Source organism: Herbiconiux sp. J20-20 (assembly GCF_057365085.1).
Genome location: NZ_CP195122.1, coordinates 1,063,368 through 1,087,584 on the forward strand (window position 1 = coordinate 1,063,368; position 24,217 = coordinate 1,087,584).

The 24,217-nt window shown below is 71.7% G+C and carries 20 protein-coding genes; 10 read left to right on the plus strand and 10 right to left on the minus strand.

Annotated elements, in window-relative coordinates:
* Positions 1–36 precede the first annotated feature (36 nt).
* From ACR3ZA_RS05175 to galE (ACR3ZA_RS05185), 3 genes are all read right to left on the minus strand, one after another.
* On the minus strand, positions 37–2,883 hold the full coding sequence (locus ACR3ZA_RS05175; protein WP_473660800.1) for a glycosyltransferase: 2,847 nt from the start codon (positions 2,881–2,883) through the stop codon (positions 37–39).
* Between the two features lie 94 nt (positions 2,884–2,977).
* Positions 2,978–3,307, minus strand: a complete 330-nt coding sequence (locus ACR3ZA_RS05180) for a WhiB family transcriptional regulator (protein ID WP_473551313.1) — start codon at positions 3,305–3,307, stop codon at positions 2,978–2,980.
* Positions 3,308–3,437: 130 nt separating this feature from the next.
* The gene (gene galE, locus ACR3ZA_RS05185; RefSeq protein ID WP_473660802.1) at positions 3,438–4,418 is read right to left on the minus strand and encodes a UDP-glucose 4-epimerase GalE; all 981 of its coding nucleotides are present in this window, start codon (positions 4,416–4,418) and stop codon (positions 3,438–3,440) included.
* A 207-nt stretch (positions 4,419–4,625) separates the two neighbouring features.
* On the opposite strand from galE (ACR3ZA_RS05185), the gene ACR3ZA_RS05190 reads away from it, so the two are divergent.
* Complete coding sequence (locus tag ACR3ZA_RS05190; protein WP_473660805.1) at positions 4,626–5,579, plus strand: helix-turn-helix domain-containing protein; 954 nt, start codon at positions 4,626–4,628, stop codon at positions 5,577–5,579.
* Between the two features lie 13 nt (positions 5,580–5,592).
* Here ACR3ZA_RS05190 and manA read toward each other — a convergent pair whose 3' ends face one another.
* On the minus strand, positions 5,593–6,693 hold the full coding sequence (gene manA, locus ACR3ZA_RS05195) for a mannose-6-phosphate isomerase, class I (protein ID WP_473660807.1): 1,101 nt from the start codon (positions 6,691–6,693) through the stop codon (positions 5,593–5,595).
* A gap of 109 nt (positions 6,694–6,802) precedes the next feature.
* On the opposite strand from manA, the gene ACR3ZA_RS05200 reads away from it, so the two are divergent.
* From ACR3ZA_RS05200 to ACR3ZA_RS05215, 4 genes are all read left to right on the plus strand, one after another.
* Complete coding sequence (locus ACR3ZA_RS05200; RefSeq protein ID WP_473660809.1) at positions 6,803–7,981, plus strand: acyl-CoA dehydrogenase family protein; 1,179 nt, start codon at positions 6,803–6,805, stop codon at positions 7,979–7,981.
* Between the two features lie 82 nt (positions 7,982–8,063).
* Positions 8,064–9,191, plus strand: coding sequence for a glycosyltransferase (locus tag ACR3ZA_RS05205; RefSeq protein WP_473660811.1), 1,128 nt, complete (start codon positions 8,064–8,066; stop codon positions 9,189–9,191).
* Between the two features lie 10 nt (positions 9,192–9,201).
* Positions 9,202–10,473 (plus strand): O-antigen ligase family protein, encoded by a 1,272-nt coding sequence (locus tag ACR3ZA_RS05210; RefSeq protein ID WP_473660813.1) that lies wholly within the window; start codon positions 9,202–9,204, stop codon positions 10,471–10,473.
* Positions 10,470–11,768, plus strand: coding sequence for an O-antigen ligase family protein (locus ACR3ZA_RS05215; RefSeq protein ID WP_473660815.1), 1,299 nt, complete (start codon positions 10,470–10,472; stop codon positions 11,766–11,768). Before ACR3ZA_RS05210 ends, ACR3ZA_RS05215 begins: the two co-directional genes overlap by 4 nt.
* 7 nt (positions 11,769–11,775) lie before the next feature.
* On the opposite strand, the gene galE (ACR3ZA_RS05220) is transcribed toward ACR3ZA_RS05215, so the two are convergent.
* Together galE (ACR3ZA_RS05220) and ACR3ZA_RS05225 are read right to left on the minus strand one after the other, a co-directional pair.
* Positions 11,776–12,735 carry a UDP-glucose 4-epimerase GalE gene (gene galE / locus ACR3ZA_RS05220; RefSeq protein WP_473660817.1) on the minus strand — a complete coding sequence of 320 codons (960 nt, stop codon included), beginning with the start codon at positions 12,733–12,735 and terminating at the stop codon, positions 11,776–11,778.
* 19 nt (positions 12,736–12,754) lie between these two features.
* Positions 12,755–14,518: a cell wall-binding repeat-containing protein gene (locus ACR3ZA_RS05225; RefSeq protein ID WP_473660819.1), complete on the minus strand. Its 1,764-nt coding sequence runs from the start codon at positions 14,516–14,518 to the stop codon at positions 12,755–12,757.
* A 142-nt stretch (positions 14,519–14,660) separates the two neighbouring features.
* On the opposite strand from ACR3ZA_RS05225, the gene ACR3ZA_RS05230 reads away from it, so the two are divergent.
* Together ACR3ZA_RS05230 and ACR3ZA_RS05235 are read left to right on the plus strand one after the other, a co-directional pair.
* Positions 14,661–15,959, plus strand: coding sequence for an oligosaccharide flippase family protein (locus ACR3ZA_RS05230; protein WP_473660820.1), 1,299 nt, complete (start codon positions 14,661–14,663; stop codon positions 15,957–15,959).
* Positions 15,956–16,861, plus strand: coding sequence for a glycosyltransferase family 2 protein (locus ACR3ZA_RS05235; protein WP_473660822.1), 906 nt, complete (start codon positions 15,956–15,958; stop codon positions 16,859–16,861). The genes ACR3ZA_RS05230 and ACR3ZA_RS05235 overlap by 4 nt, the downstream gene beginning before the upstream one ends.
* Here the strand turns inward: ACR3ZA_RS05235 and ACR3ZA_RS05240 are convergent.
* Positions 16,836–17,996, minus strand: coding sequence for a glycosyltransferase (locus tag ACR3ZA_RS05240; RefSeq protein WP_473660824.1), 1,161 nt, complete (start codon positions 17,994–17,996; stop codon positions 16,836–16,838). The genes ACR3ZA_RS05235 and ACR3ZA_RS05240 overlap by 26 nt on opposite strands.
* Before the next feature lie 40 nt (positions 17,997–18,036).
* Between ACR3ZA_RS05240 and ACR3ZA_RS05245 the strand changes: the two genes are divergently transcribed.
* From ACR3ZA_RS05245 to ACR3ZA_RS05255, 3 genes are read left to right on the plus strand one after another with little or no spacing between them, the layout of a single operon-like run.
* A complete protein-coding gene (locus ACR3ZA_RS05245) occupies positions 18,037–18,738 on the plus strand; it encodes a glycosyltransferase (RefSeq protein ID WP_473660826.1) in 702 nt (233 codons plus the stop codon).
* A 29-nt stretch (positions 18,739–18,767) separates the two neighbouring features.
* A complete protein-coding gene (locus ACR3ZA_RS05250; protein WP_473660828.1) occupies positions 18,768–19,139 on the plus strand; it encodes a DUF2304 family protein in 372 nt (123 codons plus the stop codon).
* A gap of 6 nt (positions 19,140–19,145) precedes the next feature.
* On the plus strand, positions 19,146–20,276 hold the full coding sequence (locus tag ACR3ZA_RS05255) for a glycosyltransferase (RefSeq protein WP_473660831.1): 1,131 nt from the start codon (positions 19,146–19,148) through the stop codon (positions 20,274–20,276).
* On the opposite strand, the gene ACR3ZA_RS05260 is transcribed toward ACR3ZA_RS05255, so the two are convergent.
* Genes ACR3ZA_RS05260 through ACR3ZA_RS05270 form a run of 3 tightly spaced genes read right to left on the minus strand, consistent with a single transcriptional unit; the run spans position 20,273 to position 24,210 of the window.
* Positions 20,273–21,784, minus strand: a complete 1,512-nt coding sequence (locus ACR3ZA_RS05260) for a DUF2142 domain-containing protein (RefSeq protein WP_473660833.1) — start codon at positions 21,782–21,784, stop codon at positions 20,273–20,275. The two genes, ACR3ZA_RS05255 and ACR3ZA_RS05260, sit on opposite strands and share 4 nt — an antisense overlap.
* Complete coding sequence (locus ACR3ZA_RS05265) at positions 21,781–23,139, minus strand: glycosyltransferase (RefSeq protein ID WP_473660835.1); 1,359 nt, start codon at positions 23,137–23,139, stop codon at positions 21,781–21,783. Before ACR3ZA_RS05265 ends, ACR3ZA_RS05260 begins: the two co-directional genes overlap by 4 nt.
* A 33-nt stretch (positions 23,140–23,172) precedes the next feature.
* Positions 23,173–24,210, minus strand: a complete 1,038-nt coding sequence (locus tag ACR3ZA_RS05270) for a glycosyltransferase (RefSeq protein WP_473660837.1) — start codon at positions 24,208–24,210, stop codon at positions 23,173–23,175.
* Between the last annotated feature and the right edge of the window lie 7 nt (positions 24,211–24,217).

Below are 24,217 nucleotides of genomic sequence, written 5' to 3' on the forward strand. Positions count from 1 at the left end.
GTGGTCCCGGGCTGCGTCGTCTCAGGCCCCGTCGTCTCAGGCATTGTCGTCCTCCGCGAACGTGTCCGCCGGATCCTCGCCCGGCAGCACGGCAGGGCTCACCACGCGACGACGCGGGCCCGTCGGCAGCGCCAGCAGCAGCGCGATCAGGAGGATGCCGGCCTGCAGCGCGAGCACGCCGCGCGAGACCGTGCCCGCCCACTCGAATTCTGCCGCCGTCGCGCGCGGAACCTCGGTGCGCCACAGCGCCCCGGATGACGTCTCTCCGATCGCCACCAGCTGCGAATTCGCATCGAGCGCTTCCGTGACGCGCTGAGCGGTCGACGCCGCGGCTCCCTCGGCGGTCGGCAGCAGCAGGTACCCGATTCCGAACTCCTCGAGCGCCGGCGCGGGGTCGAACCCTCCGAACGAGGCCAGATTGCCGGCCAGCTCCGCCAGCAGCAGCTCCTCGTCGGTGCGCAGCGCCGCGTCATCGGCGAGGTCGGTTGCATCGAGAGTCGAGGTGGCATCCAGCGTCGTGCCGGCCCCGCGTTCGATGCGGGCCGCGATCGAGCCGTCGGCCTGGGCCTCGATCACGAGGGTGCCGAGACTCGGATCCCCCGCCGCCTCGGCGGCGACGAGCGCTGGCAGCGTGCGCTCCCCCGCGCTGACGACGGCGGAGTCATCCAGGGCCAGGGTGACGATGGCGGGCGCCACCCCCACGAGGGCGAGGGCGATGAGCACGGTCGCCGCGACCACCGAGATCGGTCGGAGCGCGTCGATCGCCAGCACGGCCGCGGCGACGAGCCCGAACCAGTAGAGGCTGAGCCCCGAACCGGGCCACGGCGTGACGGCGGCGGCGCCCGCGGTGGCGACGGTCAGGTGGGCGGTCGCGACCGCGGTCGCCAGCCCGACCAGCCCGATGCCGAGCGCCGGAATCGCGCGACGCGCTCCCGGCAGGACGACGGCGAGCAGGGCGACGAGCCCGAGCGGCATCAGCAGCACCGCCGGCAGCGCGACGCTCGCCAGCGCGGCAAGCGATCCGTCGACACCGACCAGCCCGAGGGCCGCGCCCCAGGAGTCGAGTCCCCCGGCGGGACGCCCGAGGAGCAGCTCCCAGCCACTCGGCGGCGCGAACGTCGCCGCGACACCGGGGTCGGCGAAGATCCCGAACGGGGTGCCGCGCGTGACCTGCACGACGGCGAGCGGCGCGAGCATCACCAGGCCGAGCACGGGGATTCCGACCAGCCGCAGGGCGGAGCGGGGACGCAGGGCGGCTGCCAGCAGCACCAGCAGCAGGAGCGCCGGGGTGAGCGAGGGCGCACACGCCACGACCGCCGCGAAGAGCAGTGCGGCCCCGGCAGCGGCGCTCCACGAGCGCACCGCCTCGATGCCGGCGAACACCAGCCACGGGATCAGCACGTGCGCGAGCAATGCACCGGGCCGCCCGTCGGCGAGCGCGAAGATCAGCGGGGGCGCGAGGCCCCACAGCACGGCGGCGACCAGCGGAGGCGCCACCCGCTCGCTGACTCGCGTCGCGCACCACCACGCCCCGAGTGCGGCGAGCGGCATCGCGGCGAACCACAGGGCGACGAGTGCGAGGGACGGATTCCACCAGGTGAGCGACCCGAGGACGGCGATCACGACGGTGAACGGATCGGCGGGCGCCCAGCCGAGGACCGTGTCGGCGGATCGGCCCACGACGTTCGACCAGAGGAGCTCGACGGTCGCGCTCAGGGGGCGCAGCGCGCCGCCGGTGAGCGCGTCGGCGCCGACCAGTCGCCACAGCATCGCCGTCCCGAGCACGGCGAACACCACCAGCAGCGCCACCCCGCCGCCCGCCACGAAGCCGGTGCGCACGATCTCGAGCTTCTGCCCGCGCGCCTCGCGCTGGCGCTCGCGCGAGGCCGCTCGGCGTTCGCGCAGTTCGGCCCACGACATGCGCAGCGGCGCGATCGCGGCCCAGCCGACCCGCCGACCGCGGCGCAGTCGGATGCGGGCTCCGGGCACCGTTCCGTCGAAAGCGGCACGCAGCGCGGCCCCGATCTCGCCGAACACCGCGCCGGGGCGCTTGGCCAGCAGCTGACCGAGGGCGCGCACGAACGCCGTCGGCACCAGGGCGAGCCACAGCCAGGGAAGAGCCCAGCCCGGTGCCCAGACCAGTCGACGGTGCAGCTGTGCGACGCGAGCGAGTCGACGACGCGTCGAGGCGGAGGCGGGCGAGCGCCGCGCCGCGTCCTCCGGCCGCACCGCGCGCCCCACGCGGGCTCCCGCGACGCGGATGACGCGATGGCCGGCGAGGCGGACACGGACGCAGAAATCGAGACCGGCATCCACGTGCGGCAGCCCAGGATCGAACCCGCCGACCTCATCGAAGACCGCGCGACGAACGAGCATGCCCGACGTCTGGACGGCCAGCACGTCGGGGCCGCGGTCGTACTGCGCCTGGTCGAGCTCGTCTTCGACGAGCGGGACGGTCGCGCCCCAGCGGGACACCGTCTCACCGAACGAGCGCAGCATGTCGGGATCGTCAGGGTCGACGAGCTTGGGACCGGCGACGGCGACGGAGGGCGCGATCTCGAGTGCGGCCAGCATCCGCTCGAGCGCGTCGGGTGCAGGGATGCTGTCGTCGGTGAGCAGCCACAGCCACTCGTCGCGCGACTCGACCGGCCCGAGGGCGCGCAGCGCGGGGGCCAGCACGTCACCGAGGGCGGTGCCGCGCGCCGAGACCTGACGGGTCGGGGCGGCCGTCGCGAGCGACTCGGTGATGTGGGTGTCGACCGCCGCATCCACCGTGATGAGGGCGTCGAGCCGTCGGGTCTGGGCGCTGATCGCCGCGAGCGCGCGGTCGAGGCCGCGATCGTCGCGGCGGACGACCAGGATCGCGGTGACTCGGGGTTGCATCGAGTGAAGGCTAAGCGGGTGCGCGCCGCGCGGACCGGACGACACGCACGGCCGGGAGATCACTCAGCGCGCGGACGCCGCATCTCGGGACGGGTCAGGCGGTGCGGCTGCGCCGAAGGCGGCGGCGCTCACGCTCGGAGAGGCCGCCCCAGATGCCGAAGCGCTCGTCGTTGGCGAGGGCGTACTCGAGGCACTCGGCCTTCACCTCGCAGGTGGTGCAGATCTTCTTCGCGTCGCGGGTCGAGCCGCCCTTCTCCGGGAAGAAGGCCTCGGGGTCGGTCTGGGCGCAGAGCGCGTCGCTCTGCCAGGAGAGGGCGTTCTCGTCGTCGTCGGCAGCGATCGGTCGCAGTCCCGGCACCCCCAGGCGCACCGGATCGACGAACCAGTCATTGGGGACATTGGGGCGATACTCGTTCGCGGCCATGTCACCCTCCTCTCGCGACGCTCCCCCATGGTTGCTCCCGTTCGGGCGCTGCATCGTTGGTGATAATTACACCGTTGTGATTAGCCCACGTCAAGTCGCGCATCATATTTAGTCGCACGGGTTTTGCCCGTTACGACGCGCCGGGCGTGTCGGCTGCGGCGAGCCGAGCCCGCCACGCGCTCTCCACCATCTCCTCCAGGGAGTGCCGCATCCGCCAGCCGAGGTCGCGAGCGGCGAGTTCGCCGGCGGCCACGATCCGCGCCGGATCGCCCGCACGGCGCGGTCCGATCTCGGGCTCGAAGTCCATGCCGGTGACGCGGGCGACAGCCGTCATGATCTCGCGAACCGAGACGCCGTCTCCGCTGCCGAGGTTGTACGCGGTCTCGAGCGACTCCCCCGCGTCCAGACGCCGCGCGGCCGCCACATGGGCGAGCGCGAGGTCGGCGACGTGGATGTAATCGCGCACGTTGGTGCCGTCGGGAGTCGGGTAGTCCTCCCCGTTGATCCGCGGGGTGCGGCCGTCGACGAGCGCGTCGAACACCAGCGGGAAGAGATTGTGCGGGCTCGTGTCGTAGACCGCCGGGTCGCCCGAGCCGACCACGTTGAAGTAGCGCAGGCTGGTGTGGCGCAGACCGTTCGACACCGCGAGATCGCGCAGCATCCATTCGCCGATGAGCTTCGACTCGCCGTACGGCGACTGCGGAGCCTTGGGCGTGTCCTCGGTGACGAGGTCGACATCGGGCGTGCCGTACACGGCGGCGCTCGACGAGAAGACGACCCGGTCGACGCCGCGATCGACGGCGGCGGCGAGCAGTCGGGCGAACCCGGTCACGTTCTGCTCGTAGGTGTGCAGCGGCCGCTGCACCGAGACCCCGGCGTACTTGAACCCCGCGAGGTGGATGATGCCGGTCACGTCGTGATCGTCGAGGGTGCGCTCGACGAGACCGCCGTCGAGGATGCTGCCACGGACGAACGGCGTGCCAGCGGGGACGAAGCTCTCGCGGCCGCTGGACAGGTCGTCGAGCACCACGCACCCCATCTCAGCCTCGAGCAGTGCGCGCGCGACGTGCGCGCCGATGTAGCCGGCACCGCCGGTGACAAGCCAGGTCATGGCTCCAGGCTATCGGGGCAGCCGCGTCGGAATCCGCCGATATCCGTCGCGGGCGGTCGCGACGATCGTCGCGATCACGGAGACGAGGGAGACGGCGCCGAGCAGGAGCAGAAGAATCGTGGTCATGGCAGAAAATCTATGAATTGCGAAGAACTGCCGCGAGTGGCAGAATCGCCACTGTTCGTCGATTTCCCGCCAGGAGGCATCGTGCTCAAGAAAGTCGTCCTGCTCGCCATCCCCGGCGTCGCGCCGTTCGAGTTCGGTGTCATCTGCGAGGTCTTCGGGATCGATCGCAGCGCGAGCGGCGCCCCCCGTTTCGAGTTCACCATCGCGACCGCGGAACCCGGCCCGGTCCGCACCAGCCTCGGCTTCGACATGGTGATCACCGACGACCTCTCGGCAGCGGCCGACGCCGACCTCGTCGCCGTCACTGCCCAGGCGATCGGACCGATCGATGAGCGCTACCTCGACGCCCTCCGCGCCGCCGAGGCGCGCGGCGCGTGGGTGCTGAGCGTCTGCAGCGGCGCGTTCGTGCTCGCCCAGGCGGGCATCCTCGACGGACGGCGCTCGACGACCCACTGGATGTACTCGGATCGACTCGAGCGCGAGTACCCGCACACGACCGTCGACCCGAATGTGCTCTACGTAGATGACCGCAAGGTCGTCACCGGCGCCGGCACCGCGGCGGGCATCGACGCCGCACTGCATGTGGTGCGCGTCGAGCACGGGGCGACCGCGACCAACGTGATCGCGCGGCGCATGGTGGTTCCGCCCCAGCGCGACGGCGGACAGGCGCAGTTCATCCCGACCCCCGTCGTCGAGGTCGCCGACGACTCGCTTGCCGGCGTGCTGGAGTGGATGCTCGGCCACCTCGACGACGACCTCACGATCGACCAGCTCGCGCGCCGCGCGCTGATGTCGACCCGCACCTTCGCGCGGCGCTTCCGCGCCGAAGTCGGCGAGACCCCCGCGGCCTGGATCAACGCGCAGCGCATCCTGCGCGCCCGGGAGCTTCTCGAGCAGACCGACAACGGACTCGAGCAGATCGCGCAGCGGGTCGGCTTCGGCACGGCGGCAGTGATGCGCCACCACTTCCTGAAGACCCTGCAGACCACCCCGACCGGCTACCGGCGCGCCTTCGGCGAGCAGGCCACGGCCTGAGCCGCGCCCGCCGTCAGGAGGCGAGAATCAGCATCCCCTCTCCGGACGCCGCGAGCCGGCTCTCGCCATCCAGATAGGCGCTCGCACCCGAGGCCAGCGTGTGCTCGCCGAGTCGGATCTCGCCGTCGAGGGCGAGCGCGATCGCCGGCCCCGAGAGCGGGAGCGTCACACCGCGCCCGAGCGCGGCCTCATCCACGACCGTGAGTCGAAAGTCGGGCACGTCGGGCCGGAACACGCGCACCCCGGGCTCGGGCTCCTCGGGGGCGAGGTAGGGCGCCGGCAGCGGCCGGAAGTCGAGCACGCTGAGCAGCTCGGGCACGTCGATGTGCTTGGGGGTGAGACCGCCGCGCAGCACGTTGTCACTCGCGGCCATCAGCTCGATCCCGAGACCCTCGAGATAGGCGTGGATGTTGCCGGCCGGCAGGTAGAGCACCTCGCCGCGCTTCAGCACCACGGTGTGCAGCAGCAGCGAGATCACGATTCCCGGATCCCCCGGGTAGTGCTCGGCAAGGCTCCGCACCGTGTGCCACGACGGGCCCTCGCACACGGCGGACGCCTCGACGACGGCCGCGATCAGCTCGTCGACGCCATCGCCGCGCGTGATCAGCCACTCGAAGACCTCGCGCAGCGCCCCGTCGTCACCGAGCCGCTCGATCAGCGGGGCGATCCGGGCATCCTCGGCGACCGGCGCGAGCACGGACCGCGTCTCGGCGACCGTGCGGAACCCGCTCAGCGCACGGAACTCGGGCGACAGCGCGAAGATCAGCTCGGGCTTGTGGTGCACGTCCTTGTAGTTGCGGAACGGCGCGTCCGCGGGCACGCCCGCCGCGTTCTCCCGCTCGAAGCCGGCGCGCGCCTGCTCCGGCGTCGGATGCGCCTGCAACGACAGCGGTGCGCCCGCGGCAAGGACCTTGAGCAGGAACGGCAGCGGTGAGTCGACCGCCTCGGCGAGCGTGCGCTCCTCGCCCACGACGCGCGCCGGCGAACCGGGGTGGGTCCCCAGCCACAGCTCGGCCTCCGGCCCCCCGCTGGCCTCGCGCCCGAGGAGCTCCGCGATCGCGGTGCGCGAACCCCAGGCGTAGTCGCGCGGAGTGTTGGTGATTTCGACGAACACGGAGTCTCCTCAGGCGGATGGCGTTGCACCAAAGTACCAATCCCCTTGGGCGGCCCGGGCCGCGCGCGTAGGCTCCCGATGTTCGACGATGACACTGGCGGAGGCCACCATGACATTCAGTCCCCTCGTGAGCGATTTCTACGGATTCGAGGAGCAGCTCAGTGCGCCCGAGAAGGAGGCGCTCGCGGGTCTGCGCAGCTGGCTCGAAGCCGACGTCGCGCCGATCGTCGACGAGCACTGGGAGCGCGCCGAGTTCCCGCGCCACCTTCTTCCCGCCTTCCACGCCCAGCCGGTGTTCGGCATGCAGTGGGATGAGACGAAGAGCTTCGACAACTCGGCTCTGTACCGCGGCTGGACGGCGCTCGAGATGTCGCGGGTGGATGCCTCGATCTCGACCTATGTCGGCGTCCAGAACGGCTTGGCCATGGGCTCGATCGGCGTCGCGGGCAGCGCCGAGCAGCGAGCCGAGTGGCTCCCCCGGCTCGCCCGGGGCGAGGTGATCGGCGCGTTCGGGCTGACCGAACCGCTCTCCGGCTCCGACTCGGCGCGCGGGCTTCGCACCACCGCCACCCGCGAGGGCGACGAGTGGGTGCTGAACGGCGCCAAGCGCTGGATCGGCAACGCCACCTTCAGCGACATCACCGTCATCTGGGCGAAGGACACCGCCGACGGTCAGGTCAAGGGTTTCATCGTCCCCACCTCGACGCCCGGCTACGTCGCCACCAAGATCGAGAACAAGATCGCGCTGCGCATGGTGCAGAACGCCGACATCACCCTCACCGACGTGCGCGTCCCCGAAGAGCTGCGGCTGCAGAACGCGAACTCGTTCCGCGACACCGCGGCCGTGCTGCGTCTCACCCGTGCCGAGGTGGCGTGGGCCGCCGTGGGTGTCTCGGTGGGCGCGTTCGAGGCGGCGCTGCGCTATTCGACCGAGCGCGAGCAGTTCGGGACGCCGATCGCCCACCACCAGCTCATCCAGCAGCACCTCGCCAACATGATGGGCAACATCACCGCCTCGATCGCGATGTGCACGCGGGTGTCGATCATGCAGGACGAGGGCACCCAGAAGGATGAGCACGCGGCCCTGGCGAAGGCGTATGCCACCAGCCGGATGCGTGAGACCGTCGCCTGGGCCCGGGAGTCGATGGGCGGCAACGGCATCGTGCTCGACTACGGTGCGGCGCGGCACTTCGCCGACGCCGAGGCGCTCTACAGCTACGAGGGCACGAAGGAGATGAACTCGCTCATCGTGGGGCGCGCCCTGACCGGGGTCGCCGCCTTCGTGTAGCCGACGCCGCGCGCTCGACGGGCCGCGCGGGCATGTCGGATAATGGGGGCCGACGCTTTCGACGACCCGAAAGACTCCTCGCATGACGGGACCCGCCCGACTCGACTCGCTCACCGCGGCGACGGGCGCGCCGCGAACGCTCGTGACCTTCCCCGAATGGCAGGGAAACCCGTACCAGCGCCTGCTGAGCACGCAGGTCCGCGCCGACGGGTGGGAGGTCCGCGGCACACGGTTCCCCGAGATCCTTCTGGAGGAGATCCGCGCGGCCACGTCGACCACCGTGCTCCACCTGCATTCGCCGGGCCCGATCACGGAAGGCGCCACGGACGACGCGGACGCGCTGCGCCGCGCCGGTCTCTTCGCCGCCGAGCTTCGCGGCGCGCGCGATCGCGGCGCCCAGGTGGTGTGGACGGTGCACAACGAGCTCCCGCACGATGCGCGGTTCGCCGAGGCGGCGCGCTCCCTCCAGCGCGAGCTGTGCGGGCTGGCCTCGACGGTCCACGTGCTCGGAGCCCCCGGGATCGCTGAGGCGCTGACGGGCGTGGTACCGCGCGCCGTCGCGCGGATTCCCCACTCGAGCTACCTCGGCGTCTATGGCCCGCGCCGCCGACGATTCGCGGCGCGGCGCGCACTCGGCGCGAAGCGGGGCCGGGACGCGGTGCTGTTCTTCGGGCGCATCCGTCCCTACAAGGGTGTCGAGCTGCTCGTCTCGGCCATGGAGCGGGCGCGCGCCGACGGCTATCGCGGCCAGCTTCTGGTCGCCGGGAAGCCGACCCCGGACGTCACGGAGACCCTCCGCCGGCTGGAGCACGCCTCGTTTCCGCGCACCGTGCTGCCCGCCTCGATTCCCGACGACGAGGTCGCAACGTGGTTCTCGGCCGCCGACGTCATGGTCGTGCCGTACCGGCGCGTGCTCAACTCGGGCTCCGTCGAGCTGGCGGCCACCTACGGGGTGCCGAGCATCCTGCCGCGGCTGCCGCAGCTGGTCGACGCGTTCGCGAACGAGGCATGGGTGCGCTTCTTCGACATCGATGACGCGGACGCGAGCATCTCGGAACTGCTGCGCAGCGGCTTCTACCGGTCGCGGCGCGCCCGTCGCAGCGCGCTGGAGCATGCCCGTCGCTACACACCGCAGATGATGTCGTCGGAGTTCGCGGAACTGCTCGACGCGTTGGTCGACCGAGGCCCGGCGGGGGCCGCACCCCGATAGCCTGAACACCATGGAACAGGCGAGCACCTACCACCGCGTCCTCGCCACCTTCGGCTTCTTCACCCTTGCCGCCGGCGACTTCTGGCGCAACCTGCTGTCCTGGTGGGGCTGGGGCGCGATCGTCGCCCTGCTCCTGGTCGCGGTGGTGATCGAACTCGTTCGACTGCGCCTCAAACTCCGCGACCTGCCGGCGACGCTGCTCGTGTTCGTCGGGCTCGCCACCGTCTCGATCGCGTGGTCGGCATACCCGACGGCGAGCGCCGCCGGCGTCGCCGCGCTGCTGGCCACGACCGCGTTCGCCGTCTTCGTCGCGACAGCCCTGCCGCGACGCGATGCCCTCGCCGCGCTGGGGGCGGCGCTGCGCTGGGTGCTCGGGCTCTCGCTGGTGTTCGAGGTCGTCGTCTCCACGGTCATTCGCGAGCGCGTGCTGCCGTTCTGGGTGGACTGGTCGGGACTCGAGAAGATCCCGGCGGCGTTCTACTGGTCGCGCAACGCGCTCCTGGAGGGCGACCGCATCCAGGGGATCGTCGGCAACGCGAACCTGCTGGCGATGATCGCGCTCCTCGCCGTGGTGGTGTTCGCCGTTCAGTTCGCCGCCCGCGACGCCTCTCCCGCATGGCTCGTGCTGTGGGGGCTCGTGGCTCTCGGCACTCTCGCACTGACGCGGTCGACGACCGTGATCATTGCGGGGCTCGCCGTCGCCGCCGTCGCAGTCTTCGTGCTCCTCGTTCGCCGCAGCCGCGGCACGGCGCGCCGCATCCTGGTTCTCTCCGGCGTCACCCTCGCCGCGCTCGGCACCGCGGCCGCCGTCGTGTTCCGCGCACCCCTGCTCGAGCTGCTCGGCCGCAGCCCCGACCTCACGAATCGTCTCGGAATCTGGGAGTCCGTCACCGGGCTGGCTCTCGAGCGCCCCGTCGCCGGCTGGGGCTGGGTCGGCTATTGGGCACCGTGGGCTGAGCCCCTGAACGACCTGGTCGTGATTCGCGGCGTCACCTACCTTCAGGCGCACAATGCCTGGGTCGATGTGTTCCTGCAGCTGGGCGTTCTCGGGCTCGTCGCGTTCCTGGGGCTCGTCGGCTGGACGACGCTGCGGGCGTGGCTCACCGCGATCGACGCGGATGCCCCGGCGGCCACCGCTCTGGCCCCGCTGCTGCTCCTGGTGGCTCTGCTGCTGCAGAGCCTGGCCGAGAGCAGGCTGCTCACCGAGCTCGGCTGGGCGCTGCTCGTCGTGGTCGCGCTCGGCACCTCGAGCCTGACGCGCGTTCGGGTGGGCGCACGGTGACGCCCCCGCGGTGGCCGGTGCGGCTCGCGCCGACGCTGATCGCTTTCGCCGCGTCGCCGCGGGTCACCGCCGCGCTGACGACCGCCGCGATCGGGGTCGCTGCCTCGACGTTCCTGGTGCGACGTCTGATCGGCTGGCCGGGGCTCGTCGCGATTCTGGTGACCCTCGGTCTGCTGATGGCCGGCTCGTTCCTCGCGCGCCGCCGTGAGATCGCCTGGCGCGGTGTGCTCCCGCTGTCGCTGCTGGGATTCCTCGGCTGGGCGGTGCTGTCGCTCCTCTGGAGCGAATACCAGTGGGCGACCCTCGGCGGGCTGGCCTATCTGGGCGCGTTCACGCTGCTGGCCCTCTACATCGCGCTGTCGCGCGACACGATCCAGATCGTTCGGGCGACCGGCGATGTGCTGCGCGTCATGCTCGCCACCTCGCTCATCCTGGAGGTGTTCTCGGGCATCCTGATCGACGCCCCGATCGCCTTCCTCGCCATCGATGGGCGCATCGCCGAGCTCGGGCCAATCACCGGGATCGCCTCCACCCGAAACCAGCTCGGGCTGCTCGCGATCATCGGCGCGGTCACCTTCGTCGTGGAGTGGCGCACCAAATCGGTGACGCCGCTCGTCGGCGCGCTGTCGAGCGCGGCCGCGCTCCTCACCCTGGGACTCACCGCATCGCCCATCATCTACGTCGCGGCGGCCGTGGCACTGCTCGGAGCCGCCGGCGTCTACCTGGTGCGCCGCGTCCGCCCGGAGCGACGTCCCGCCTGGCAGCTCTCGGTCCTCGGCGTCGGTGCCGTGATCGCGATCGTCGCCTGGCTCGCGAGATCCTGGATCGTCGACCTGCTCTACGCGAGCGGCGAGATCAACTACCGCCTCACGATCTGGCGCCAGGTCTCGGCGCTGTCGAACGCCAACCCGCTCGAGGGCTGGGGCTGGATCGGACGCTGGGATCGCGAGCTCGTGCCCTTCGTCGCCATCACCACGCCGACGGCGCGCGACCCGCTGTCGGCCTCCAACGCGTTCGTCGATGTCTGGTTCCAGCTGGGCCTCGTCGGCCTGGCGCTCTTCACCGGGCTCGTCGGACTCGCGGCTGCCCGCTCCTGGCTGCTGGCCGGGCGCCGCCGCAGCGTCGTCTACGCCTGGCCGGCCACGGTGCTGGTCGCCCTGATCGTCCTCTCGGCGGCCGAGAGCACCATGCTGGTCGACTTCGGCTGGCTGATCTTCGTCGTCTGCTGCATGAAGGCCTCGCAGGAGCTCAGCTGGCGCACCGCGCTCAGCTCGGCTCCGACCGCACAGGCCTGATGACGGCTCAGACCTGACGCGCCGCCCAGGCGGAGCGGATGATGTCGTCGACATCGAAGCGTGCCGTCCAGCCGAGCTCGTCGCGGATCCGCGACGGATCGGCGACCACGATCGCCGGATCCCCGGCTCGACGATCGCGCACCTCCGCCGACAGCGACGATCCGCTCACCCGCAGCATGCCGTCGACCATCTCCCGCACACTGACGCCGTGGCCCGTGCCGACGTTGTACACCGGCGAGGTCGCCGTCTCGCCCGCCAGAGCATCGAGCACGACGAGGTGAGCCTCGGCGAGGTCTTCGACATGGATGTAGTCACGGACGCAGGTGCCGTCGGGGGTGCCGTAGTCGTCGCCGAAGATCAGCGGCGCCTGCCCCGCATCGAGGCGGTTGAACACCATCGGCACCAGGTTGTAGGCGCCGACGTCGGCCAGCTCCGGGCTGGCGGCGCCGGAGACGTTGAAGTAGCGCAGGCTCACGGCCCGCGCGCCGGTGCGCGCCGCGAACTCGGCGACGCGCCGCTCGCCCTCCAGCTTGGTCTCGCCGTAGGGGTTGGCGGGCCGCGTCTCGTCGTCTTCTCGCACCGGTCGCTCGGCGGAGGCGTAGACGGCCGCGGTCGACGAGAACACCAGGCGCGACACGCGCGCCCGCTCGGCCGCGGCGAGCAGGTGGGTCAGCCCCCCGACGTTCTGCGCGCGGTACCAGTCGGGCCGCTCGACCGACTCGTCGACGCGCTTGCGCGCGGCGAAGTGGATGATCGCCTCGACCCGGTGCTCGACGAGGAACTCGAACACGGCCTCCGTCGCCGTCTCCTCAGCGAGGTCGCACGTCAGCTGCGGCCAACCGGCGACGCGGTCGCGCACGCCGGAGACGAAGTCGTCGACGATGACCGGCTGATCGCCGCGCTCGGCGAGAAGGCGAACGACGTGCGCCCCGATGTAGCCGGATCCCCCGGTGACGAGAACGCGCACGACGCCGAGACTAACCGACTCAGCAGGGCTTGAAGCTGTACGCCGAGGAGGTGAGAACCTTCTTGCTGCCGACGAAGATCAGTTGCTCCACGCCCGCGGACGTGAGGTGCGCGACCGACGAGGAGGTCAGGCAGGAGCCCGGCGACAGGTGCAGCGCGGCGCCCTGAGCACCGGCCACGGCGGCCGCCGAGAGCGCGTCCGGGAAGTTCACACCGTAGGCGAGATACGAGGAGGTCGCGTCCGGGAAGGCGTACTCGTTGATCAGCGTGGCCGTGTCGTAGCGGTCGTCGCCGCCGAGCCGGATCAGCTCGGTGACCGAGGTGCCGGACTTGAGCGAGGTGAGATAGCTGCTCTTGATGACGCTCTTGCTTCCCGCGGCGACCACTCGCGTGGCCCCCAGGTCGGCGATGAGGCTTCGGGTGGCCGAATCCGCGGAGCTCGCCAGCGACGGCACCAGGATGACCGGGGCGCCCAGCATGCCGGCCGCCGCGCTCGCCGCCAGGGCATCCGGGAAGTTGTTGCCGATGGCGATGAAGACCTCGTCCGCGCCGTCCGGGAACGCGGCGCGCGCGATCGCCCGCGCGGTGGCGTAGCGATCATCACCCGAGAGGCGGGTCACCGGAGCGATTGCGCCGAGTTTCGAGGCGACCGAGGAGGAGACCGCGGGCGTTCCGCCGACCACGTAGATGATGTCGGGCGCGAGTCGTTCGATCTCGGCGCGAGTCACCGAGGGAAGCGATGACTTCTCTGTGAGCAGCAGCGGAGCTCCGGCGATCGCCGCCGCGGGGCCCGCGGCAAGGCCGTCCGGGAAGTTCTCGCCGCTGGCGACGAAGACGACCGAGACCGACTCCGGGTCAGGATAGGCGCTCTGCGAGACCGCGACCGAGGTCTCGTACCGGTCGTCGCCGTAGACCCGCGATGCAGTCACATCGGACGAGAGCTGACCGGTGGGGCTTCCGAACCAGTCGGTGTAGATCCGCCAGAAGTTGCGGTTGCCGTACGACGAGCACGAGTTGCCGGTGCCGTAGAGGTTGTCGAGCGCCGCGGAGTTCGGGGTGTACGGCGTGTAGTTGTAGAGCGCGGCCGTCGCCTCGTTGCGGATCGTCACCGTCTTCGAGCCGCAGCTGGCCGAGGGGTGGTAGCGCACCGCCTGCGTGCCGACCTCGTGCCCATCGGATCCGCGGTACTCGCCCGAGGCGTTGGGGTTGTGGATGCGGTAGTAGCCGAAGGCGCGACCGGCCCAGTAGATCTGATTGTCGATGCCGTAGTACGCGGTGTCGCACGGGGCGGTGTCGGGGCATCCGTAGCCCATCGCGATCTTGAGCTGAACCGAGGTGGGAGCGCGCGACGAGACGAGCCCCTGCTCCTTCTCGAGCGTCACGAGCAGCGCGCGCGCGCTGATTCCGCAGAGGGTCTGGATCCGGTACAGGATCGTCGAGACGCGCTCATTGTCGGCACCCGAATAGGCCTTGCACGCCCAGCTCGACGACTTGTCGCTGGTGTCGACGCGGAGGATGTCGAGGCATGAGGAGTTGCTGCAGGTGCCCGACTTGGCTTCCAGGAACGACTGGATCTGCGCCTCGGTCATCGCGTCGTCGTCGAAGAACAGGTCGTCGCTGATGATGTAGCCCGGGTCGAACTCGCTCGCGACGGCGGCGTCAGCCTCCGTCGCCCCCGGTCCGGCAACGGTCAGCAGTGTGCCCAGCAGCGCCGCGGCGGCGGCGCCAGCAACGGCTTTCACCACCGAGAAACGGGCGCGAGACGACGAGCGAGATCGCAGCATGTCGCCCCCTCCCCAGGTTTCGGTACTGCCGAAACAACAATAACCCCACGTGTCACAATTCCAACAGGCGCCTTTTCGGGGCACAGCGGCGGGTCGGTAGAGTTGTGCGGGGCGTCCAAGCAGCCCGCAGGATGGGTTCGAGGTGTCAGTCAGCCGCAGCATCGCGATCAACTCGGTTGGCAAGCTGATCCCGCCCGTCCTGGCGCTCGCGACGCAGCCCCTGCTCGCCCTCGGTCTCGGGGTCTCCGGCCGTGGCGAGCTCGCGGCCGCCACGGCGCCGCTCATGCTCGTGACCGCGATCCTGACCTTCGGGGTGCCCGACGCGTTCACCCACTACATTGCGCGCCGCGTCGGCGGCGCCCGGCAGCTCGTCCGGCGCGGATTCATCGTGCTCGCGCTGGCCGGAGTGCTCGGCTCGGGGCTCGTGGCCGTGCTGGCGCCCGTCCTCGCGCAGGACGAAGAGGGACTCGCCGCCCTGATCACGATCGCCGGGGCGGGAATCATTCCGTCGCTCCTGGTCTCCGGGCTGCGCGGGATCGCGGCGGGTCACCACCTTTGGCATCGGATCGCCTTCGAGCGCATCCTCGGCGCCATCCTCCGCTTCATCGGGGTGCTCGTGCTGTTCCTCCCGGGGCTGCTCACCCCCCTGACCGCCACGATCGTGTTCGCCGTGACGAACTTCCTGAGCGGTGTGGTCTTCCTGTGGCCGCGGCGCGGAGCCGCCGCGGAGGCCCCTCTCCCCGACGCAGACGGGGAGCGCGTCTCGGTGGTGAGCTACGGATTCCGGATCTGGCTGGGCACCGCGGCGGGCGCGCTGATGGCGCGGGTCGATCAGGTCGTGATGACCCCGCTGTCGACGCTTGAGCAGCTGGGACTGTACGCCGTGGCCGCGAGCGTCAGCGAGGTGGCGCTGGTGTTCAACACGGCAATCCGCGAGGTGCTGTTCTCCGCCGAGTCCGAAACCCCGCAGGAGCGCCGCATCGCGCTCGCCTCACGGCTATCGACGCTCATCACCTTCACGATCTCGCTCGGGATCGCCGTCGTCTCGCCGTGGGCGTTCCCGCTGCTGTTCGGCGAGGGCTTCGCCGCAGGCGTTCCCGTGCTGTGGGTTCTGCTGCTGGCGGTCGTGCTCGGAAACCCGGGCTCCGTCGCCGGCGTGGCGCTGAGCGCCCGCGGCAAACCGGAGCTGCGCAGCGCGGCGCTGGCGATCGCCGTCGCGGTGAACGTGGTGCTGGTGGCGCTTCTCGCCGCCCCGTTCGGCGCGCTCGGCGTCGCGTTCGCGACCCTCGCCGGGAACGTCGTCGCCGGAAACCTGTGCATGGTGTTCCTGCGCCGCCGCTTCGGGGTGCCGATCCGGTCGTTCTACGCCTTCCGGGTGAGCGACCTGCGCGAACTCCGTGTGATGCTGAACAACCTGCTGCGCAGAAAGGCCACCTCGTGAGCGACCCCCGCCCGACCCCGCGACTCAGCCTCGGCGCGCGCTTCTGGCGTCTCGCCTCGACGGCGGAGAGCGCACTGGGGATCCTGCGCGCGCCGGGCCTGGCCCGCCGGTTCTCGCGTCAGAACCGATCGTCGACCTCCCCCGTCACCGGGACCGCGCCCGTCGTCGTCAGCCTCACCACCTACGGCGCGCGACTCGCGAAGGTGCACCTCACGATCGAGTCGATCGCGGCCGGCCGGCTGCGACCGCGCCGACTCATCCTGTGGGTCGATGACGAGGCCACCGCGACCGAACCGCCGGAGGAGCTCCGCCGCCTTCGCGACCGCGGCCTGGAGGTGCGGGCGACGCGCGACCTCGGGCCGTACAAGAAGTTCTATCCGACGCTGGCGCTGCGCGAGCCCGGCGAATCACTCGTCACGGCCGACGACGATGTCCTCTACCCGCGCAGGTGGCTCGAGCGGCTGGTCGCCGCGCACCGCGCCGCCCCCGACGACGTGCACTGCTATCGCGCCCGCGAGTTCTCGTTCGAGGGCACCGACCTGACCTCGTACTCGACGTGGCCGCTGTGCTATTCGATTCGCCCGGGCCTGCACCACTTCCCGACCGGCGTCTCCGGAGTGCTCTACCCGCCGCGGGTGCTCGACGCCCTGGCGGCCGCGGGCGAGGCGTTCCTCGACACGGCCCCGCGCAGCGACGATGTCTGGCTGCACTTCACCTCCGTCTCCACGGGTGCGTCGATCCATCAGCTGTCGCGCCTGCCGCGCCACTTCCCTGAGATCCCCGGCAGCCAGAAGGTGTCGCTGTTCGCCACGAACCTGCGCCAGGGCGGCAACGACCCGCAGCTGCGCGCGACCTACACCCCGGAGGTGCTGGAGCTCATCCGCGCCTCGCGGTCGGCGTAGCGCTCTCGACCGCATCCGCGGCCGCCTGCGCCACGGCCGTCAGCGCGACGCGGGGCGCGGCCCAGGCGGCGAGCGCGACACGGTCGGGCTCGGCCGCGAGGGCGCGCGCTCGACGCTGCAGCTCCTCGGCGATCGCGGTCGCGTCGTAGGGCACCGCGGCACCGAGCGGAGCCTCGTCGGCGAAGGCGGCTCCGGCGCCGCCGCCGGCGTGCAGCACCGGCGTGCCGGTGGCCACCGCGGCGTGCAGCTTCGCGGGGAAGAACGGGTACGCGGCGCGGCTCCCCGACGGCGGGGCGGCGCTCGACAGCGCCACCGCAGCCCCGCGAAGCCAGGTCGCGGCCTCCTCCGGCGACACCGGTGCGATCACGGTCACCTTGCCGGGCTCCAGGAGGCGCCCCTGCGCGCGGATCGCCTCGATGCGCGACCCCGAGCCGAGGAAGACCAGCCGCAGGCCGTCGACCCGGCCGATCGCGTCGACGAAGATCTCGGCGCCGTGCGCGTCCGAGGCGGTGCCCGCGTAGAGCGCGTACGGCGTCTCGGAGTTCTGACGCGGACCTTCGGGGCGGAAGATCGCGGTGTCCGCGCCGTTGCCGATCTCGACGACCCGGTCGGGCGCGGCTCCGAGGTCGCGCACCCGCTCCGCGAACACCGACGACACGGCGAGCACCCGGGCCGCGTGCCGGAGCGCCCGGGACTCCATCCAGCGGACCGCCGCGACGATGACGCCGGGCACGCCGGCCTGGGCGGCCGCATCCGAGACGATGTCGGCGGCGTAATAGACGTAGGGGATGCGCCGGATCCTGGCCGCCCAGCGCACGACCGTCCCGGTCGTCGGCGGCGGCTCCACGACGATGACGTCCGGGCGGGGGGCGCGCAGCAGCCGGAAGAACAGCGGCAGGTCGAAGCTCAGGTACGAGACATAGCCGCGCACCGCGCCGCTGCGGTCGCGCAGCACCGGCCAGCGTCGGATGGTCATGCCTGGCTCGTCGGTGGCAGCGAGTCCGCGCGGCGGCCGCGAGGTGGCGACGTCGACTCTGTGCCCGCGGGCGACGAGCTCCCGGGCCAGGGCGGCGAGCCGCACCGCGGCGACGCCGGGTTCGGGGACGAACAGCCTCGTCGCAATCAGGATTCGCATGGCACCGATCAGGCTAGCGTCCTCTGTCAGAATGGCACCCATGCCCAGCACCTCTTCCTCGCCTCAGCGCGCCGCGGATGCGGCGGTGTGGGTGGTCGTCCCGCTCTACAACGAAGCGACCATCATCGGCGACGTGGTGACCGAGCTCCGCGAGCACTTCGGCACCGTCGTGTGCGTCGATGACGGATCGAGTGACGGCTCCGCTGAGGCGGCCGCACGCGCGGGGGCCCGCGTCGTACGCCACCCCCGCAACCTCGGCCAGGGCGCCGCGCTGCAGACCGGCATCAGCTACGCGTTGAGCGATCCGAGCGCCGAGTTCATCGTCACCTTCGACGCCGACGGCCAGCACCGGGTCGACGACGCAATGGCCATGGTGGCCCGGGCTCGCGAGGAGAACCTCGCGATCGTCTTCGGCTCGCGGTTCCTGGACCAGCGCACCAAGCCGGGCGCGCTGAAGACGCTCGTGCTCAAGACCGCCGTCACGATCACCAACCTCAGCACCGGGCTCAAGCTGACCGACGCCCACAATGGGCTGCGGGTGCTGCGGCGAGACGCGGCGGCGCGCCTCAACCTCGTCCAGGACCGCATGGCCCACGCCACCGAGATCGTCGTCCAACTGGGACGAACGCGTCTGCCGTGGGCCGAGCACCCCGTCCACGTGATCTACACCGACTACTCGCGGGCGAAGGGCCAGTCGCTCCTCAACTCCGTGAACATCCTCGTCGACCTCCTCACGAGTTGACCCCCGACCTCGAAAGAGACCTCTGACAGATGTGGTTCCAGATCGTCCTCGTCGTCGCACTCCTCGTGATCGCGGCGTATCTGCTGCGTTCGACGCCCGGCCCGCGCCAGCTGGCCATCCGTCGCCTCGTCATGCTCGCCGGACTCCTGGCGGGCATCGTCGCCATCATCTGGCCCGACCTGCTGACCTCGCTCGCGCGCCTGGCCGGGGTCGGTCGGGGCTCCGACCTGCTGTTCTACCTCGCGATCCTCGGCGGGCTGCTCTACGCGGTCAACGAGTACAAGCGCTCGGTTCGGCTCGCGCGGGCGAACACGCAGCTGGCGCGCGAGCTGGCGCTCACCGAGGCGAAGCTGCGCGATCGGATTCGCGAGCTCGAGACCCGGCTCGACGACCGGGGCTGACCGCTCGTGAGCCGCACTCCCGCCGTCGAGGTCATCATTCCGGTGCACGATGCCTCCCGGCCGCTCGGTCGAACACTGCGCTCGCTGCGTCCCGACGCGGCCGCGCTCGGTGAGAAGCTCCGCATCACGGTGGTGTGCCACAACGTGGCGGCCCAGGTGATCGCCGACTCCCTCGCGCCGGACGAGCGCGCCGACGTCGAGCTGCTCGAGTGCCACGACGGCCGGTCGACCCCCGCCGGGCCCCGCGCGGCCGCCGTCGCCGCGTCGCGGGCGCGCTTCGTCAGCTTCATCGACTCCGACGACTGGCTGGAGCCGGGGGCCCTGACCTCCTGGTTGGCGCTCGCGGAGCGGCACGACGCGGCCGCGATCATCGCCCCGGAGCGCCACGCGAGCCGCCGACCGGTGCGCAACCCGCCGCTGCGACCCTGGCACCGCGGCGCGCTCGATCCCCGACTCGACCGTCTCCCGTATCGCAGCGCCCTGCGAGGGCTGTTCTCCCGCCGCACCGCCGACGAGCTGGGAATCGGGTTCGGAACGACGTCCGGCAACGGCTCGGACCTCGCGTTCACGCTCGGCTACTGGTTCTCCGGTCGCCCCGTGCATTTCGCCACGCGCACTCCGGCCTACGTTCTCGGCGACGACGCCCAGGACCGGGTCACGCGCGCACCGCGACCGCTGGTCGACGAGATGGCCGCCACGCGCGAGCTGCTCGGCGGCGAGTGGTTCGCTCGGCTCGAGGCCGCAGACCGCCGTCTGATCGCGACCAAGTTCGTTCGAGTTCATCTGCTGCCGGGGCTCGCGCTGCGCACCCAGGCGCCCGCGACCGACGAGCTGCGGGCCGCCGCCTGCCGCGATGCCGCCGACTTCCTCGCGCTCGCTGAGAGCGCCGCACCGGGCTTCGAGCGCTCGCTCTCGGTCCGCGACGCGCGACTGTGCTCGCTGGTTCGAGCCGAACCGGCCTCGTCGCCGCGGATCCGCCGCGCGCTCGACGCCTGGTGGCGCTTCCGCCCCGTGTCGGTGATGCTGACGCCGCGGCTGCGCGACCAGCTGCGGCGCGACGCGCCGCTGCGCTGGGTCGCCGCGATGCTGCTGCTCTCGCTGCGCCTGCGACCGGCGGCGCCGCGACCGGGGCGCTAGTCGGCTCGGTCGCCGGCTGGTGCGATCACGAGTCGCGTGGCGAGGGCCATCAGGCCGGCGAACGCGACGGCGCCCACGATCCAGACGACGTTCGGGCTCACGACTCCCGTCCACCACCACTCGGCACCCGCCGCGAGGTCGATGCTCGCCCCGTCGATCCCGGTGATGAAGCGCCGCATCGTCACCTGCAGCGCGACGAAATTGGCCCCCGCGAGCGCGGCCGCGAGAAGCCACGCCTGCAGCGGCGTGAGTCGGATGGCGTGCCCGCGGTCACGGGTGAGCAGCGCGACGCCCGCGAACAGCACGACGAGGGGCAGCAGGTATCGCGGCTGCACCTCCTGCCCGACCCGGTCTCCCCCCGCCTGGAGCACGTACAGCGGAAGGGCGATGAGCACTCCCCCCACGAGCGCCAGCGCGATCGCCTTGCGCGACCACATGTGGGAGAGGCCGACGAAGACGAGCGCCAGGAACACCCCCACGACGGCGTAGGAGACGAGGCTCGGCATCGGGGTGTCGAGCCAGCCCAGTCCGCCCTCGGTCAGCATGCCGGACCACAGCGACGGCAGATGCAGGATGTTGTACGCCAGCAGCGCCGGGCCGGTGATGACCGCCTCAAGGCCGCCCGTCGGCGCCGGGGCGCCGCCGAATCCCTGCAGCCCGCTCAGCGACTGGCGCGACGTGGCGAACAGGGCGAGCGCGATGAGCCCGATGACGGCGGGAAGGAGAGCCCGAAGCGCCCAACGGCGCGTCCGCTCGGCGGTGAGGATGGCGACGACGACGATCGCCAGGCCCACGTAGAGCGCCGCGTCGCCGCGGGAGCCCGCCGCCATGAGCGCCGCGACCGCGAACGTGATGCCGAGCAGAATGGTGCGCGACCGCTGCGTGCTCTCGACGTAGCCGAGCAGGGCGAGCCAGCTCGTTCCGACCCCGATCACGGCCCAGGCGCTGGGGTTGTTGGAGGCGATCAGGAACAGCCCCAGCGGAACCACGGTGATGAGCCATCCCCACACCAGGGCGGGGCGACGAAAGGCGGGCAGCAGGAACCAGAGCGCCGCGCCGAGCCCGAGGAACAGGGCCACCGAGAGCACCCGCATGAGCACCGCGGAGGTCTGGATGTCGCTCGAGGCGAGCAGCCCGTTGACCGCGTAGTAGCCGGGCGGGTAGCCGCCGCCGACGTTGCTGCGGCGCGTGTCGACGGTATCGGCGACAGCCCACGAGAACTCGGCGCCCTGGCACCTCGCGCTCTCTTCCGGGTCGTAGGCGTAGCACGCGATGTGCACGAGCGCCCCGGGCACGGTCCGCTCGCCGGGCTCTGCGCCCGCCGGCTCGCTGCACCACTGGTCGGAGCCCGGCGAGGCGCACCAGGTGCTCGTCAGGTGGTAGTCGTCATCGGGCGCGCTGCCGACCGGCGACGCGAACACCCAGGCCAGCAGGGAGAGCGCGGCGAGCACCGGCACAAGGATCGCCAGCAGACGGCGCCGGAGGGTGACGCGTCGCGCTCCGCTCATGAACCGGCTCCGCGGCGGGCTCGGATGCGGCGCACAACCTCACGCGGGCCCGAATGCTTCAGGTGGTGCAGCGCCATGCGGGCGTTGTGCAGCGGCCCGGCGGTGCGGCGCCCACCGCCGCGTCCGAGTCCCATCCGGTCGCGGCCAGCACGGTAGTCAGCCGCGTGGTGCGGGTCGTCGACGAACGCGACGAGGGGCTCGAGCACCACTGACCAGGCGAAGCGCTCCCGCACGCGCGCAACGTTGGCGCGGTAGCGCTCGCGCGCCTCCGCGTCGCCGAACGCCGTCAGGAGCGCGTCGGCCAGCGCGTCGACGTCGTCGGCGGGAACCACCAGTCCCAACTCCTCGTCGCGCACCAGATCGGCGAACGCGTCGCCGTCGGTGACGATCATCGGCAGCCCGGCCCACAGGTAGTCCAGGATCCGGGTGCGGAACGCGAAGGTGGTCTCGACGTGCGAGAAGTGCGTGCTGACACCCCAGTCGGCATCGAGCAGATACGCGCCGCGCTCGGCATACGGCACCCAGGTGTCGTTGAACACGACGGCGGTCCCCTCGACCCCGAGCTCCGTCGCCAGGTCGACCGCCTCGCGCACGATCCCCATCTCGTCAACCTTCGGGTGTCGCGTTCCGAGGAAGAACAGTCGCACCTCGGGAACCTGCTGGTGCACGCGCGCGACCGCGCGGATCAGCGACAGCGGATCGAACCAGTCGTAGACGCCGCCGCCCCAGATGAGGACCTGTGACGCGTCGTCGAACCCCGACCGAACCCCGCGCAGCGCCGGGCCCGCCGTCGGCGGTGTCTGCTCGAGCCCGAACGGAACCAGATCCAGGAGCCCGCGCAGATCGCGGTCACCCGCGTAGGTCGCCGGGGAGATCCGTCCGAGCGCACCGAGGTGGCCGAGGTAGAACTGCCGCTGGCGCTCGCTGGCGCAGACGATGAAATCGGCCCGGGCGAGCTGGTCGCTGAGCGAGTCGCGCGCCGTCGCCACCCGCAGGTCCCAGGTGGCGGGCGCGAGGCCGGTGCCCTGTTCCAGCGTCTCCAGGTGCATCGGCGCGTACACGTCGGCAACCAGGCACCGGTCCGTGGAGCGCAGCGACGGGAACTGGCCGAGCGCGTAGCCCTGGAAGACGATCACCTCGGCCCAGCGCTCGTGCGGGCGGAAGGCTCGATCATCGCCCGCCGCAACCGCGAAGACCGGAACGGCGCCCTCCGACGCTTCGACGCGATCGGTCGAGACGATCCGCACCTCGTGCCCGTGACGCTGCAGTTCGAGCGCCATGTTCCAGACCCGAATCGCCGGCCCCGCCATGCGCTCGCCGACCGGATCGCCGGTCAGGATCACGACGCGCGTCATCGAATCCCCTTCCGGATGTGCCGCCGCTCCATCCTAGGGGCGCCCTGATCCGCGGGCAGGTTGAACCAGGTCGCGCAGGATGTCGATCGGTCCTCGGCTGTAGCGCGCGTAACGCCCCGAGAGCGCGCCGCTGATCAGGTAGGGCAGCCGGGCGATGCGCCAGCGCGACAGGTCGCGACGGCACGCCTCGTGGCGGTGCTTCGCCTCGGCGCGGGCGAGCTGCTCCGGCGGCGTGCCCAGCGCCGCGAGGCGCTCGGCGAGCAGCCGCGTGCGCTCGGCGAGCTTGGGGGCGCGCTCGTCCCGCGGCTCGCGCAGCTTGGCCCACCGGTCGGCCATGGTCGGTCGCCGCGCGCCGATCTCGTTCGCGCCGTGCTGGCGGTAGTCGATGAGCGGCTGCTCGATGAGTCTCAGGACGCCGGGCTCGGCGCTGGACCCGGCTGCGATCGCGGCGAGCCACTCGTCGTGCACCCAGATCTCCGGGAACGGCGCGGCCGCCGCCGCGAGCTCGCGGCGGAACACGGCGGTCGCCCCGGTGACCAGGTTGCGTCGCAGCAGCACCCCGAACCCGTCGCCGCGCGCCAGACCCTCCCGCTCCGCGGCGGTGGCCTCCAGCGCGTCCAGCAGGGTGAGACCGAGCGGCCGGCCGTCGGCGTCGACGAGTCGGGCATCCGAGTGCACGAAGCGCAGGCTCGCGTCGCCCGCGAAGCGCGGCACGATGGTGCCCAGCTTCTCGGCGTGCCACACGTCGTCTTGGTCGCTCAAGGCGATCAGGTCGCCTCGGCAGGCGGCGATCGCGTCGGCGAAGTTGCCGACGACGCCGAGCGCGGGCGTGTGCCGTCGCACCACGAGCTCGGTCGCGAACGCGGGGTCGGTCGCGCGCGCCTCCGCGAAGATCCGCTCGACGATCGCCACGGTGTCATCGCTCGAGTCGTCGTCGCCGAGCACGATCTCGATCGGCGCCGGAACCTGGGCGAGGATGCTGCGCACCTGCTCGGCGACGAAGCGGGAGCCGTTGTGCGTGCACAGGGCCACCGAGACCGTCGGCAGCGTCGCAAGGTCGCCCGCATTCACGACGCCA